15 protein-coding genes and 1 pseudogene are annotated in these 13,830 nt (G+C 60.9%); 2 read left to right on the top strand and 14 right to left on the bottom strand.

Annotated elements, in window-relative coordinates:
- Positions 1–391: pseudogene (locus tag DBR30_RS22430) on the bottom strand (glyceraldehyde-3-phosphate dehydrogenase); the annotation flags it as partial.
- 211 nt (positions 392–602) lie between these two features.
- Between DBR30_RS22430 and DBR30_RS16840 the strand changes: the two are divergent.
- Positions 603–1,403, top strand: a complete 801-nt coding sequence (locus DBR30_RS16840; protein WP_040066801.1) for a DUF2989 domain-containing protein — start codon at positions 603–605, stop codon at positions 1,401–1,403.
- Positions 1,404–1,410: 7 nt separating this feature from the next.
- Complete coding sequence (locus DBR30_RS16835) at positions 1,411–1,974, top strand: NUDIX domain-containing protein (RefSeq protein WP_108542146.1); 564 nt, start codon at positions 1,411–1,413, stop codon at positions 1,972–1,974.
- A gap of 104 nt (positions 1,975–2,078) precedes the next feature.
- Here the strand turns inward: DBR30_RS16835 and lipA are convergent, their stop codons facing one another.
- The 13 genes from lipA to DBR30_RS16770 all read right to left on the bottom strand — a co-directional run.
- Positions 2,079–3,044 carry a lipoyl synthase gene (lipA, locus tag DBR30_RS16830; RefSeq protein ID WP_005335190.1) on the bottom strand — a complete coding sequence of 322 codons (966 nt, stop codon included), beginning with the start codon at positions 3,042–3,044 and terminating at the stop codon, positions 2,079–2,081.
- On the bottom strand, positions 3,041–3,718 hold the full coding sequence (gene lipB, locus DBR30_RS16825; RefSeq protein WP_040066806.1) for a lipoyl(octanoyl) transferase LipB: 678 nt from the start codon (positions 3,716–3,718) through the stop codon (positions 3,041–3,043). The genes lipA and lipB overlap by 4 nt, the downstream gene beginning before the upstream one ends.
- Positions 3,719–3,780: 62 nt before the next feature.
- Positions 3,781–4,044: a DUF493 family protein YbeD gene (ybeD, locus tag DBR30_RS16820; RefSeq protein ID WP_005335178.1), complete on the bottom strand. Its 264-nt coding sequence runs from the start codon at positions 4,042–4,044 to the stop codon at positions 3,781–3,783.
- 292 nt (positions 4,045–4,336) lie between these two features.
- The gene (locus tag DBR30_RS16815) at positions 4,337–5,533 is read right to left on the bottom strand and encodes a D-alanyl-D-alanine carboxypeptidase family protein (protein ID WP_005335176.1); all 1,197 of its coding nucleotides are present in this window, start codon (positions 5,531–5,533) and stop codon (positions 4,337–4,339) included.
- A gap of 186 nt (positions 5,534–5,719) precedes the next feature.
- Positions 5,720–6,703, bottom strand: a complete 984-nt coding sequence (locus tag DBR30_RS16810) for a septal ring lytic transglycosylase RlpA family protein (protein ID WP_108542147.1) — start codon at positions 6,701–6,703, stop codon at positions 5,720–5,722.
- Positions 6,642–7,643, bottom strand: coding sequence for a lytic murein transglycosylase B (gene mltB, locus DBR30_RS16805; RefSeq protein WP_108542148.1), 1,002 nt, complete (start codon positions 7,641–7,643; stop codon positions 6,642–6,644). Before mltB ends, DBR30_RS16810 begins: the two co-directional genes overlap by 62 nt.
- Complete coding sequence (rodA, locus tag DBR30_RS16800) at positions 7,643–8,746, bottom strand: rod shape-determining protein RodA (protein WP_005335170.1); 1,104 nt, start codon at positions 8,744–8,746, stop codon at positions 7,643–7,645. The genes mltB and rodA overlap by 1 nt, the downstream gene beginning before the upstream one ends.
- The gene (mrdA, locus tag DBR30_RS16795; RefSeq protein WP_108542149.1) at positions 8,739–10,661 is read right to left on the bottom strand and encodes a penicillin-binding protein 2; all 1,923 of its coding nucleotides are present in this window, start codon (positions 10,659–10,661) and stop codon (positions 8,739–8,741) included. The genes rodA and mrdA overlap by 8 nt, the downstream gene beginning before the upstream one ends.
- A 103-nt stretch (positions 10,662–10,764) precedes the next feature.
- Positions 10,765–11,232, bottom strand: coding sequence for a 23S rRNA (pseudouridine(1915)-N(3))-methyltransferase RlmH (gene rlmH / locus DBR30_RS16790; RefSeq protein WP_005335166.1), 468 nt, complete (start codon positions 11,230–11,232; stop codon positions 10,765–10,767).
- Positions 11,233–11,251: 19 nt separating this feature from the next.
- Entirely contained in the window at positions 11,252–11,593 is a 342-nt protein-coding gene (rsfS, locus tag DBR30_RS16785) for a ribosome silencing factor (RefSeq protein ID WP_005335165.1), read from the bottom strand.
- Between the two features lie 103 nt (positions 11,594–11,696).
- Complete coding sequence (gene nadD / locus DBR30_RS16780) at positions 11,697–12,347, bottom strand: nicotinate-nucleotide adenylyltransferase (protein WP_108542150.1); 651 nt, start codon at positions 12,345–12,347, stop codon at positions 11,697–11,699.
- The gene (gene holA / locus DBR30_RS16775; RefSeq protein ID WP_108542151.1) at positions 12,341–13,378 is read right to left on the bottom strand and encodes a DNA polymerase III subunit delta; all 1,038 of its coding nucleotides are present in this window, start codon (positions 13,376–13,378) and stop codon (positions 12,341–12,343) included. The genes nadD and holA overlap by 7 nt, the downstream gene beginning before the upstream one ends.
- Positions 13,378–13,830: LPS-assembly lipoprotein LptE (locus DBR30_RS16770; RefSeq protein WP_258224469.1), on the bottom strand; the 453-nt coding region annotated here is incomplete at its 5' end. The genes DBR30_RS16770 and holA, both read right to left, overlap by 1 nt.

Genomic DNA, 13,830 nt, shown 5'->3' with positions numbered 1-13,830 from the left:
GCACCACGTCGGTCGGCTGCGGCATCTGGCTGCGGCCCAGGGCCGGTGCCAGTCGCGCTTGCAGATAGTCCTCGATCCCCGCCTCATCCTGATGATCCTGCCAGTAACCGACCGCCAGCTTGCCAAGATCTACCTCGGCGGCGGTGGGTTTCAGGGCCACGATGGCCTGGAGCAGGGGGAAGCTTTGCTGGATGGGGAGGGGGGCGCCCTGGTGGCGGCGGACGACCCGATGGGCCTTGAGGATATCGATGGTGGAGGCGTTTTGCAGCGGGCGGCCGTAGAGGGTGATCTCGACCCCTTGTTGTCGGTAGAGGCGACCAATCAAGGGCTGCATGGCTTCGGCGAGCTCCTGGCTCTCCTGCCACGTTTGCAGATAGTGCTCGTGGGTCATTGACCAGATCCTTTATTTCACGTTGTTGGTGCAAATAGAAAATTCGTCGAATGCAGATCAGTGTAGGGGTGTCGATTTCGTTATAGTATTCTGCAATCGCGGCCTTATACGGCGCGCGCATTGTAATGGATATGTAACCGGTTTGCTAGCCGGAGGTGGCCCGTAAAGGCGCCAGTTGTTACCAACCCGCGTTACCAACAAGATGTGAACCATGGCCAATTTCCCCCTGCGACAGACCTTCATCATGCTTTCAGTCGGCCTTGCCGTGGCTGGCTGCAATGACGATCGGATCCACAATATCTGCAGCAACCATGCCGAGCTCTGTCAGGATCTGGTGGACGATGGCTGGTGCCGCTACGAGCGTACCGATGTGATCCGCAGTCGCTTCTATCTCAAGGAAGAGGGGACGGATCGGCGCAAGTATGAGCTGATGCGTAACCTTGAGCGCTATCTCAAATGTGCCGAGCGTTCCACTAACATCGAGTACAAGAATGCCCGTGAGCAGAAGAGTCCACGGGTCGAGGGCATGCTGGCGGCCGGGGATCAGTTGGCCCAGCTCGATGCGGCGACCCGCAATTCACAAGATCCCTACCTGCTGCTCTGGCACTGGACCAACAACACCAACGAGTTGGCTCGTCAGCAGTTTATGGCGCTGGAAGGCACCAAGGCGCTGGATGAACCCGAGCTGCAACTGGCGCTCGGCGGTATCTACGCCAAGAGCGACCCCGAAAAGGCCATTGCCACTCTGCAGCACGGGCTCTCCCTCTATCAGGAGGGGGATAAGGTGAACAGCCGCATATTCACCTCCCTCAGCACCCTCTATATGGGCCAGAAACAGTATGGGCTGGCCTATCTGTGGGGCAAGGTGAGCGAATCGTTTCAGGATAGCCCCGAGGTCTCAGCCAAGCGTTTTGGCATCTACCACACCCTGAGCAAGACAGAGCAGGATGGTTACGATGTGCGGGCTGCCGAGATTGTCGAGCAGCTCAAACATGGCAACTACCGGCCCTGATGTAGTGATGACGACGTTCTCTTCGGCCAGCTGCTGGCCCAATCCGTTCGATCTCTCTTTCGTTCATGGTGAGGTACGTACCGATGGCCGCACGCTTGAGCGCCTCACGGTGCGCGCCGTGGTGCCCCGTGGCGACGAGCTGCTGCTGGTTCACTCCCGGGTTAACGGCGATCTGATGTTCCCCGGGGGCGGCATTGAAGCGGGGGAGAGCCACCATGTGGCACTCGCTCGCGAGCTGCTGGAGGAGTGCGGTGCCGAGCTGCGGGAAGTGGGGGGCCTGCTTGGCGAGACCCGTGAATATCGCGCCGCCCGCGAGCCGGGGTTCGATGCCTACTGCATCCGCTCGCTCTACTACTTGTGCCGGATTGGCGATCAGCTGGTGGCCCCGCAGCCGCAGCCCTACGAGATCCGCCTTGGCTTCGTGCCCGGCTGGTTTGCCCTCGACGAAGCGCTGCAGACCAACAAGACCCAGCTGGCGGGGCCCTGTCCCCAGTGGACGGCGCGGGAGACCCGAGTGCTGGCCCAGTTGCAACGCTGGCATCAGCAGGGGATCTTCGACAACGATTGTTGAGCACATCAAACGGAATCGGTCAGTGATACCAACAAAAAGAGCGCCAATAGGCGCTCTTTTTCATTGCGAGGGTGGCGGTTACTTGGCCACTCTGTCGTGCGAGATCATTTGACCTCTTCGCCCTTGGCTTGCAGATCAGCATGGTAGGAAGAGCGAACGAAAGGACCACAGGCTGCGTGGGTAAAGCCCAGCTCCATGGCGACATCTTTCAGCTCGTCAAACTCAGCGGGCGGCACGTAGCGTTTCACCGGCAGGTGGTGGCGGCTCGGCTGCAGATACTGGCCCAGGGTTAGCATGTTGACGCCGTGGGCGCGCAGATCCTTGAGCACCTCGACGATCTCTTCGTTGGTCTCGCCAAGGCCCATCATCAGACCGGATTTGGTCGGCACGTGGGGGTGCATCTCCTTGATGCGGCGCAGCAGCTCCAGCGACCACTTGTAGTCGGCACCCGGGCGGGCGACGCGATACATGCGCGGCGCGGTTTCCAGGTTGTGGTTGAAGACGTCCGGCGGGGTTTCGCGGAACACCTCAAGGGCCTGCTCCATCCGGCCACGGAAGTCCGGGGTCAGGATCTCGATGCGGGTCTGCGGACTGTGCTCGCGGATCTCGCGAATGCAGTCGGCGAAGTGCTGGGCACCGCCGTCGCGCAGATCGTCGCGGTCCACCGAGGTGATCACCACATACTTGAGGTTCATCTCCTTGATGGTCAGCGCCAGCTTCTTCGGCTCTTCCGGATCGAGTGCCAGCGGGCGGCCGTGGGCCACGTCGCAGAAGGGGCAGCGGCGGGTGCAGATGGCGCCCATGATCATAAAGGTGGCGGTGCCGTGGTTGAAGCACTCCGCCAGATTGGGGCAGGAGGCCTCTTCACAGACCGAGTGCAGCTTGTTCTTGCGCAAGGTGCTCTTGATGTGTTCGATCTTCTGGCTGGAGGGGGGCAGCTTGATCCGCATCCAGTCCGGTTTGCGAAGGAGTTCTTCGTTGGGATCCGGCATGAATTTCACCGGGATCAGGGCCATCTTGTCGCCATCGCGCAGCTTGACGCCCGGCTCCATACGAACGGGTTTGCTCATGATTCACTCTCGGTGTTTGTTATTGTTTGATAGCCAATCAGGCGGGCCAGCTCGGCCACCAGAATGGATTGCGCCTCGGCCACGCTTTGCGGGCCGCCCAGGGCGCTGGTCTGGGTCATGGCCATGCCCGCATAGCCGCACGGATTGATGTGCAGGAAGGGGGTCATGTCCATGTTGATGTTGAGGGCCAGCCCGTGGAACGAGCACCCCTTGCGGATGCGCAGACCCAGCGAGGCCAGTTTTGCCTCCATGCCAAGGTCATTTTTCACATAGACCCCGGGGGCATCGGCCTTGGCATAAGCCTGGATATCGCTTTTGGCGAGGGTATTGATGATGGCTGTCTCCAGCGCGGTCACCAGCTCGCGAACCGAGAATTTGCAGCGGCGGACATCCACCAGTACGTAGAGCACCAGCTGGCCCGGGCCGTGATAGGTCACCTGACCGCCGCGATCGCTCTGCACCACCGGGATATTGCCCGGATTGAGCAGGTGTTCGGCCTTGCCGGCCTGACCCTGGGTGTAGACGGGATCGTGCTCGACCACCCAGAACTCGTCCGGGGTATCGCTGGTGCGGTTGTCGGTGAAGGCTTTCATGGCGTCCCATACCGGCTGGTAGGGGCGGCGACCCAGCTGCCTGACAATCAGGCTGGACTGGGCGGGGATCTGGGATGACATGGCGTCCTCGCGGCGTGCTGCGGCCAAAAACAGTCGCCCCGCAGAACGGGGCGAGAGAGAAATTACAGTACGTATTTCACCAGCTCGATCTTGCCAAGGGCGTGGTACATCGCTTCGATGTGCTCTTTGCTCTGGGCAGTCACGGTCACGCGGACCGAGTGGTAGTTGCCCTTGGAGCTGGGCTGGACGGTCGGGCTGTAGGTGCCGGGGGCGTGCTGCTGCAGCACTTCAACCACCATCTCCGGCAGTGCCGGGTCGGCAACGCCGAGTACCTTGAACGGGAATTTGCAGGGAAACTCCAGCAGTTCATCAAACTTGGTATTCATTTACTCACCTTTTGCGTCATCACCGGGATGACTTCATCTTGGATGGCTAGTGGCCGATGGCCCGTGGAGGCCGCCATTTCAAGTCTATATGGGCACGACTCATAACTATATGGGCGCGGCCCGGACCGGGATCAAGGCCAGGATCGGTCAGACAAGGATGGAAGTGCTGCTTTTTACCACAAATCAGGGTAAGGCGGAACCTGCAGTTTACAGGGTTATTCACTGCTTTTGTCCGTCACAGACAGCAGCGGCGCCTGTTGGCGCCGCTGTTTGGTGAGGATCGTGCGTTGGATTACTTGAACCAGCTGGTGACCAGCAGTACCAGGTAGTCCCACAGACGGCTCATCAAGCCACCTTCCTGCACCTCTTCCAGAGCAACCAGCGGCACCTGCTTGATCTCTTTGTCACCCTGTTTCAGGAACACGGTACCGACGCGCTGACCCTTGGCCAGCGGCGCTTTCAGTTCGCTGTCGAGCTGGAAATCAGCCTTCAGGTTGTTACCCTGACCGCGGGTGACCAGCACGGAGACATCTTTGTCGACGCCCAGTTTCACTTCCGGTTTGTCGCCCATCCAGATCTTCTGGGTGACCAGCTCGGTGCCTGCCTTGTACGGGGTCAGGCTCTGGAAGAAGCGAAAGCCATAGGTGAGCAGTTTTTTGCTCTCGGCGGCGCGGGAGGCTTCGCTGCTGGCGCCCAGCACCACGGCGATCAGGCGCATGCCTTCGTTGTTGGTGGCAGAGGAGACCAGGTTATAGCCGACCTGGCTGACGTGGCCGGTCTTGATGCCATCCACTTGCAGGGATTGATCCCACAGCAGGCGGTTGCGGTTGTGCTGGGTGATGCCGTTGAAGACGAAGGATTTCTGGGAGTAGATCTTGTACTCCTCCGGCAGGTCGCGGATCAGCGCCTGACCCAGACGGGCCATGTCGTGAGCGGTACTGTAGTGACCTTCCGCATCCAGACCGTGCGGGTTCATGAAGTGGCTGTCATTCATGCCGAGCTTGGCGGCCCAGCTGTTCATCAGGCTGGCGAAGGAGTCGGTGCTGCCCGCCAGGAACTCGGCCATGGCGACGCAGGCGTCGTTGCCGGACTGGATGATGATGCCCTTGTTGAGATCATCGACAGAGACCTGCTTGCCCACCTCGATAAACATCTTGGAGGAGTCGGAGTAGTTCTTGGACCAGGCGTTCTGGCTGATGGTCACCATGTCGGTGCGCTTGATGTTCCCCTTCAGCAGCTCCTGGCCGATGATGTAGGAGGTCATCATCTTGGTCAGACTGGCGGGCGGCAGACGCTCTTCGGCGTTCTGCTCGGCCAGCACCTGACCTGAGTAGTAGTCGATCAGAATATGGGCCTTGGCGGAGATCTCCGGCGCGGCGGGAACCACCATGGGCATGGCATTCGGGGTCGGTGTCGGCACCGGCGTATTGGCCTGGGCGGTTACGCTGATCAGTGAGGCCAGAAGAACTGAACGGGCAAATTTGGACATCTTGAAATTCCTGCGAGCCAGATGGGGATAAAATGCGGGCCTAACTATACCAGATGCGCCCGCAGGTTATAGCCCGAGATGGCGATCAGAACTGGTTTTTTATCCATCACTCCCTGTCATCACGCCATAAAACGACGTGATGACAGTGAGTAAGCGGTTAGTCACATCCGCGGCAAAAGGGGACGATCAGGGCACGATAAAGGCCTGTTCCAGCCCGCCCTGACGTACTTTTTCCAGTACACTTGCCTGCTGGTCGGCGGCGACCGGGCCAATCAGCACCCGGAAAATGGCGCCATGAGCATCGATCCGGTAGGGTACGCCGTAACGCTGGGTCATCACCTTGCCCATCGCCTCGGCCCGATCCCGGGAGCCGCTGGCCAGTACCTGGATCATCTTGCCATCACCACTGCTGGCGGGCGCTGCAGCCTTGGCTGGTGCTGGTTTGACAGGCACCGCTTTGGCGGGCTTGGCGGCGGGTGCCTTGACGGGAGCGGGTTCGGAAGCGGGAGTGGCCATCGCCAGTGCGGTCGGTTCACCCAGGAAGCCATCTTGCGACAGCGTGTTGGAGGCCGCAGCCGGAGTGGTCGGAGTCATTTCGATGGGCTTCATTGGCTCCATGATCACCATCTGATCCGGAGTGTCGCTGATCAGCTCCAGCCGTACTCGGGCCTCACCGCTGTCGACCATCTCCAGCTGCTTGGCCGCTGCGTAGGAGAGGTCGATCAGGCGCGGGCTGTTGAACGGGCCGCGGTCATTGACCCGCACAATGGTCTCCAGCCCGTTGTCCAGATTGGTGACCCGCACATAGCTAGGGATGGGCAGGTTGCGGTGGGCGGCACTGAACAGCTTGCTGTCCAGCACATCGCCGTTGGCGGTCTTCTGGCCGTCCAGATCCGGCGACAGCCAGCTGGCGGTGCCCTCTTCGCTGTAGTGTTTGATGTCGCGCCACACCTCGTGCTTCTGCTTGCCGATCCAGTAGTCCCGGTTGCCGCTGGCACTCAGGGGCTCGGGGCGCGGAATGGCGCCGGTGGCTTGCGGGATCTCGATAACGGGTGGCTTGCTGACCGGTGCTTGTGGCTCGACGGGGGCGCTCTGTTCCGGCTGGCTGCTACTGCAGGCGGCCAGCAACAAGCTCAGGCTGAGCGGGAGGAGTTTGTGACGAAGATGCATACGCTTCCTGAATGGCTTGGCTAAGTTGATACACCGCCATCGCATAGAGTGGGCTGCGATTGTAACGGGTGATCACATAAAAGTTATGCCGTGCGACCCAGTATTCCGGTCCATCGGCTTGGGCAAACGCCAGCAACTTGACCGGCGTCTGTGGGGCCAGCGGCGTGGCGAGCTCAATCCCTGCCGCCGCCAGTTCTGACCACTGATGTGTTAACTCGGGCTCAGGCCTGAGTAGAGGTTCGACTGCCATCAACCCGATCTGGGCCGGTTCCACCACGGATTCACCCCAGCGCCACTGGTGGCTGGCAAAATAGTTGGCCACGCTGCCGATGGCATCGACCGGGTTGGCAAACAGATCCCGCTTGCCATCCCCGTCAAAATCGACGGCGTAGTGGCGGTAGCTGGAGGGCATGAACTGCCCCATCCCCATGGCGCCGGCATAGGAGCCCTTGAGGGTATCGAGTTGCCACCCTTCCTCTTTGGCCAGCACCACCAGCTGGGCAAACTCCTTGGCAAAGAAGTCGCTGCGCTCCGGGTAGTGGAACCCCAGGGTGTAGAGGCTATCGAGCACCGGATGTCGGCCCATCTGGCGACCGTAGAAGGTCTCGACTCCGATGATGGCCACGATGAGCGAGGCGGGCACCCGATAGGTCTGCTCCGCGCGGGCCAGCGTTTCGGCATGTTGCTGCCAGAACTGCTGGCCGTCACGGATGCGATCCGGGGTAACGAACAGCGGCCGGTAGCGATGCCAGGGCTTGGCCTCCCACGGCTTGCTGATGGTGTCGAGCACCTCCTGCCGTAACTGGGCACGGGCGACGGCGGCCTGCAACTCCGCCAGCGGCACCTGCTGCTGTTCGGCGAGCAGGGCCAACCGATCCGGCGCCACGGCGGCGGTCGCCATCGTGGTGGCGAGCGAGAGCAGCAATCCGACCCGTCTCATCAGGCGAGCAGTCTTCTATGAGTCTGGATGGACATCAGGATACCGAATCCGGCCATCAGGGTCACCATGGAGGTGCCGCCATAGCTCACCAGCGGCAGGGGAACCCCCACCACCGGCAAGATGCCGCTTACCATGCCCATGTTGACGAACACATAGACGAAGAAAGTGAGGGTGATGGCGCCGCCCAGCAGTCGCTCGAAGCTGTTCTGGGCCTGCATCGAGATAAACAGGCAGCGGCTGATGACATAGAGGTAGAGCACCAGCAGCAGGGCAACCCCCACCAGACCGAACTCCTCGCTGAATACCGCGAAGATGAAGTCGGTATGCCGTTCTGGTAAAAACTCCAGCTGGGACTGGGTCCCTTGCAGCCACCCCTTGCCAAAGACGCCGCCGGAGCCGATGGCAATCTTGGACTGGATGATGTGGTAGCCGCGGCCGAGCGGGTCTTTCTCTGGGTCGAGCAGCATCAGCACCCGCTGGCGCTGGTAGTCGTGCATCAGGAAGAACCAGAGCACTGGCATAAAGGCCAGCATCAGCAGGACAGCCAAGCCGATCAGCCACCAGCTGAGCCCCGCCAGGAAGATGACGAAGAAGCCGGAGGCGGCCACCAGAATGGAGGTGCCAAGGTCAGGCTGGGCGGCGATCAGCAGGGTGGGCAGCAGCACCATGATGAGGGCGATCACCACATGGCTGAACTTGGGGGGCAGCGAGTGGCGACTGAGCCAGGCGGCCACCATGATCGGCATGGAAAGCTTCATCACCTCGGAGGGCTGGAACTTCATAAAGCCCAGATCGAGCCAGCGCTGGGCCCCCTTGCCTATGTGGCCGAACACGTCCACCGCAATCAGCATCAGCACCACCACGGCGAACAGCGGCACGGACCAGCGAGCGTAGAGGGAGGGGGGCAGCTGGGCCAGGCCGATCATCAGGGCAAAGGCGAGACCGCCGCGCACCAGCTGGCGCACGATGGAGTCCATATCCTGACCGGAGGCGGAGTAGAGCACCACCATGGAGAGGGTCATCACGGCCAGCAGACCGAGCAGCAGGGGCAAGTCGATATGCAGCTTGTACCAGATGCTCTGCTGGCGGGCAGAATTACTCATTGGGAGCGACCTCACTCGGTTGGGACGGCTTTTCCGGTGCCGGTGGCAGTTGCGGATCCGGGGGCAGCAGATAGGCATCCAGCATCTGGCGTGCAATGGGCGATGCAGCACGGCCACCGCCACCTCCGATGGAGTTTTCCAGTACCAGAGCTACCACCGCTTTTGGCGCCTCGAAGGGGGCATAAGCAACGAACAAAGCGTTATCGCGATGCTCCGCCTTGACCGTCTTGATGTTGTAAACCTGATTTTCCTTCAAACCGACTACCTGGGCTGTGCCCGATTTGCCGCCTGAGGAGTAAGGCGCCTTGGCAAACGAGTGACGGCCACTGCCTTCACTGCCATGGTTGACTCGCCACATCCCCTCCTGCGCCACTTTCCAGAAGCTGTCGTTCTTGAGCTTGAGGGCGATATTGGGGTTGATGGGGGCATCGACCACCCCCGCCTGGGAGGCTGTGCTCTTGAGCAGGTGCGGGGTGACGTCGTGACCATTCTGGGTCAGGATGCTGATCGCCTTGGCCAGTTGGAGCGGGGTGGCGCTCCAGTAGCCCTGACCGATACCGACAGAGATGGTGTCACCCTGATACCAGGGCTGGCGCCAGCGGGCCATCTTCCAGTCACGGGACGGCATGACACCCTTGGTCTCTTCATAGAGATCGACCCCGGTGTACTGACCGAAGCCAAACTTGGTCATGTAGCTGTGGATCTTGTCGATGCCGACCCGATAGGCGAGATCGTAGAAGTAGGTATCTGCCGAGACCTCGATGGCGCGATAGACGTCGAGCCAGCCATGACCCCAGCGGCGCCAGTCGCGAAACTTTTTGGTGGTACCAGGAATGGAGAAGCTCGGGCCGCCGAAATAGCGGTAGCCCGGGGTAATGGCCCCCTCGTTGAGACCCATGATGGACATCATGGGCTTGACGGTGGAGGCAGGGGCATAAATGCCCTGAGTGGTGCGATTCACCAGTGGCCGCGCGGGATCGTTGAGCAGCGCCGAGTAGTTGGCGCTGGAGATACCGGTCACGAACAGGTTGGGGTCGTAGCTGGGGCTCGACTCCAGGGCCAGGATGGCGCCGGTTTTCGGGTCCATCATCACGATGGCTCCGCGCTGGCCAGCCAGCAGTTGCTGGGCCTTGAGCTGCATCCGGACGTCGATATTGAGGTAGATATCTTTACCGGGAATAGGCGGCTGGAACTTGAGGGTGCGGACAATCCGGCCGCGGTTGTTCACCTCGACCTCCTGATAGCCCGCCACACCGTGCAGCTCATCCTCGTAATACTTCTCCACCCCCTGCTTGCCGATATCCTTGGTGGCCGCGTAGTTGGCGAGTTTTTCTTCCTTCTCGAGGCGCTCTACGTCACGGGTGTTGATCTTGGCCACATAGCCCAAAGCATGGGTGAGGGTGTCACCGAACGGGTAGTAGCGCTTGAGGTAGGCCTCGATGCTGGCACCCGGATAGTTATGCTGGTTGACCGAGAAGAGAGCCACCTGATATTCGGTCAGCTTCTCGTAGAGGGCGACCGGCTTGAAACGGCGCTGGCGCTTCACTTCGGCGAGGAACTTCTCCTTGGTGCCTTCCGGCAGACCCAGCAGGGTGATCAGCTGGTCGGCGGTTTTTTCGAGATCTTTGGTCTCTTCCGGCACAATTTCCAGACTGTAGACCGGGCGATTTTCTGCCAACAGCACACCGTTGGTGTCATAGATGAGGCCCCGTGGCGGCGCCACTGGCACCACGCGGATGCGGTTGGAATTGGAGCGAGTCTGGTAGGTGTCGTAGGACTCGACCTGCAGATAATAGAGATTGCCCAGCAGCACCAGCATCAGCACGACGATGCCGATGTAGGCTACCAGGGTGCGCCGGAAGAACAGATTGCCCTCGGCACTGTGATCGCGCATTTCGATGCGTTGTTTCAGCATGCCTTTACCTCAAGACCCTTGGGGGCAATAAGAGCAGGAACTGCATTGTTCACTCTCTGTGATAGGGGTGAATATGAGCGGTGAGACTCCAGAGACGCATGGCTCACTCTCTATGATACGGATGATTGGTGGTGATGCTCCAGGCCCGATAGAGGCTCTCTGCCACCAGCACCCGCACCAGCGGATGGGGCAGGGTGAGCGGTGACAGTGACCAGCTCTGTTCGGCGGCAGCCTTGCACTCGGGGGACAAGCCTTCCGGCCCGCCGACCAGCAGGGCAACATCGCGACCATCGAGTTTCCACGCCTCCAGCTGGGTAGCCAGCTGCTCCGTGGTCCAAGGCTTGCCCGGAATGTCGAGGGTGACGATGCGTGAGCGCCCCGCAGCCGCCAGCATGGCTTCCCCTTCCTTCTGCAGGATGCGGGGAATGTCGGCATTTTTGCCTCGTTTGCCTGCGCCGATCTCGACGAGTTCAAACGGCATGTCTTTGGGGAAGCGGCGACGATACTCTTCGAAGCCATGCTCTACCCAAGCGGGCATCTTGGTGCCCACCGCAATCAACTGGATCTTCATGGTCGTTACACTTGTGCTCTTATTGCGTATTCATTTGAGCGGCACCGCTCCACAGCTTTTCCAGTTGGTAGAAGTCACGATGTTCATCCTGCATCACATGCACGATCACCGAGCCCATATCTACCAGCACCCATTCACCGCTCAGTTGCCCTTCCACGCTCAGCAGATCCAGACCCGCGTGGCGGGCCTCGCTGGCCAGATGGTGGGCAATGGCGCTGACGTGACGACTGGAGTTGCCGGAACAGATGATCATGGTGTCAGTAATGCTGGATTTGCCGCGTACATCGAGGGTGATGATGTCGCGGCCTTTCATGTCATCGATCTTGTCGATGATAAAGGCATGCAATTCTTGGCCTTGCAATGAGTCTCTCCTGTATTCCGGCGCGCAGCGTTTGCGTCAGGGCGGCGGATTATATCATGGTCACTCCCGTTTCCCATCGGGTGGGGCGGGATTACGACAGGGGCTAGCGGCGGTTGGCGCGGTAGAGCCCCTGTTGATCAATATAGTGCGCAACCGACTCGGGCAAGAGGTAGCGGGTGTCTTGCCCCGCATCCAGTAAGGCCCGCAGTCGGGTGGCTGACAGTTCGATGGGCTGGTTGTCCGCCAGCCAGATATGACCGGCCAGACGCTGATGCAGCGCGTTGGCATCCGTGGTGTGATGGCGCGTCAGCAGCTGCGCCACCCCGGCCGGATAATCCGGTTGCCAGCCCGGCCGCACGCTCACCACCAGATGGGCATAGTCGAGCAGCTCCAGCCAGCGGTGCCAGCTTGGCAGGCTCAGCAGGGAATCCATCCCCATCAGAAAACAGAGCGGCGTATCGGGCAGTTCACGACGCAGCTCGATCAGGGTATCGATGGTGTAAGAGGGCTTGTCCCGTCTCAGCTCCCGCTCATCCACCACAAAGTGGTGGTTCTCTGCCGCCGCCAGTTTGACCATGGCAAGGCGCTGTTCGCTGGAGCAGAACGGATTGGCGCGGTGGGGCGGGATATGGTTCGGGATCAGCCGCATCTCGGCCAATCCGAGGGCATCGCGCGCCTCGATGGCCGGGCGCAGATGGCCGATATGGATAGGATCGAACGTGCCTCCCAGCAGGCCAATGGGCGCCTTCAGCACGGGCTGCTCTCCATCACCAGCGGCAGCGGGGTGCCATCACGAAAGCCGAGGGCAATGGTCTGCAGCATCAGCCACGCCTGTTCGGTATCGAAGCGGCGCTGGGCATCGTCCAGCTGGGCCATCAGTTGCCACAGTTGCTGCAACTTGGCAAACGGCAGTCGGGTCAGTGCTTGCTGAATGAGCTGCTGGCGGCTTTGCCAGATGCGCAGGCGGCTGAAGTGCTCCCCCAGTGGCTGGCCGTTGCGCATCGCCAGCGACAGCTCGGTCAGCTGCTCCAGCTCGCGGCAGAGGGTCCAGGCCAGCATGCCCGGCTCGGTGCCTTCGGCCCGCAGGGCGGCCAGAATGCGCTGGGCCCGGTTCACCTTGCCCTCCAGCAGGGTATCGACCAGCTGGAACGGGGTGAAGTGGGCGTGGCGGATAATGGTCTCTTGCAGATAGGTGACGCTGATGGGCTGGGGCGGCGAGAGCAGGGTCAGCTTCTCGATCTCCTGGCTGGCGGCCAGCAGGTTGCCCTCGTAGGAGTGGCACATGAAGTTGATGGCATCCGGCAGCGCCTTGAGGCCGAAACGCGCAAAACGGGTACTCATCCAGCGGGGGAAGAACTTGGGCTCCGGATGGTTGACCGGCACATAGGTGCCAATCTGGTAAAGCTTGTCGAACCAGGCCGCCTTCATCTGGGTCTGGTTGAGGCGACCGCCACTCAGCACCAGCAGCAGGTCGGGATGAAGCTGTTTGCCGATTTCGCTGATGCGGGCAGCAAGATCCTTGTCCACCTTGGCGGGCAGCTCCAGCTCGATGATCTGGCGGGCGGAGAAGAGGCTCATGGCCTGACAGGCATCGTAGACCTGATTCCAGTCCAGCCCCTGTTCCACCACGAAGGTGTGGCGCTCATCGAAACCCTGCTTGCGGGCGACCTGACGGATGGCATCGATGGCCTCCAGTCGCAACAGGGGCTCGTCGCCAAAAACGAGATAGCAGGGCCGAAGCCCTGCTTTGAGGTGGTCACCAAATTGTTCCGGGTAGATCCGCATCAGAAGCTGACCTGACTCAACTGACGGATCACCTGATTGGCCGCCTGCTCCTGCATTTCGCGGTTGAGCTGCTCCTGCTCACGGGAGGAGGCGAGCGCTGCATCCGGCTTGTTGAGGAAGCTGCGGTTGAAGTTGATGGGGAAGACCTGAGTCGGCTTGCCCGGTACCGAGATGGTGAACTGGGTACCAAAGCCCAGCACATATTCGGTGTCCGTCCCCAGCGCGTTGACCGAGGCGACCTGACTGGTGCTGCCTACGCCGCCCAGAGTGAGCACCGGAATGCCCTCCTTGTCGGCCAGGGTCACGCCAGAGGCCTTCAGGCGGGTGGTAACCATCCGGTAGAAGTCGCTCTTGTTGTCGCCCACGACCTTCATGGTCATCAGCTCGCTCGGAATGCCGTTGCCGCGCATGTGAAAGCCGCAGCCTTGCAGCAGCAGACCAGCCAGCACGAT

It is taken from the genome of Aeromonas sp. HMWF017 (assembly GCF_003061465.1).
GTDB classification, from domain to species: domain Bacteria; phylum Pseudomonadota; class Gammaproteobacteria; order Enterobacterales; family Aeromonadaceae; genus Aeromonas; species Aeromonas veronii.
This window is presented reverse-complemented; position numbering and strand designations above follow the sequence as displayed.

Excerpts from the sequence above, each read along its gene's own strand:
- DBR30_RS16840 (WP_040066801.1), top strand. The coding sequence starts at position 603 with ATGGCCAATTTCCCCCTGCGACAGACCTTCATCATGCTTTCAGTCGGC.
- DBR30_RS16835 (WP_108542146.1), top strand. The coding sequence starts at position 1,411 with ATGACGACGTTCTCTTCGGCCAGCTGCTGGCCCAATCCGTTCGATCTC.
- lipA (WP_005335190.1), bottom strand. The coding sequence starts at position 3,044 with ATGAGCAAACCCGTTCGTATGGAGCCGGGCGTCAAGCTGCGCGATGGC.
- lipB (WP_040066806.1), bottom strand. The coding sequence starts at position 3,718 with ATGTCATCCCAGATCCCCGCCCAGTCCAGCCTGATTGTCAGGCAGCTG.
- ybeD (WP_005335178.1), bottom strand. The coding sequence starts at position 4,044 with ATGAATACCAAGTTTGATGAACTGCTGGAGTTTCCCTGCAAATTCCCG.
- DBR30_RS16815 (WP_005335176.1), bottom strand. The coding sequence starts at position 5,533 with ATGTCCAAATTTGCCCGTTCAGTTCTTCTGGCCTCACTGATCAGCGTA.
- DBR30_RS16810 (WP_108542147.1), bottom strand. The coding sequence starts at position 6,703 with ATGCATCTTCGTCACAAACTCCTCCCGCTCAGCCTGAGCTTGTTGCTG.
- mltB (WP_108542148.1), bottom strand. The coding sequence starts at position 7,643 with ATGAGACGGGTCGGATTGCTGCTCTCGCTCGCCACCACGATGGCGACC.
- rodA (WP_005335170.1), bottom strand. The coding sequence starts at position 8,746 with ATGAGTAATTCTGCCCGCCAGCAGAGCATCTGGTACAAGCTGCATATC.
- mrdA (WP_108542149.1), bottom strand. The coding sequence starts at position 10,661 with ATGCTGAAACAACGCATCGAAATGCGCGATCACAGTGCCGAGGGCAAT.
- rlmH (WP_005335166.1), bottom strand. The coding sequence starts at position 11,232 with ATGAAGATCCAGTTGATTGCGGTGGGCACCAAGATGCCCGCTTGGGTA.
- holA (WP_108542151.1), bottom strand. The coding sequence starts at position 13,378 with ATGCGGATCTACCCGGAACAATTTGGTGACCACCTCAAAGCAGGGCTT.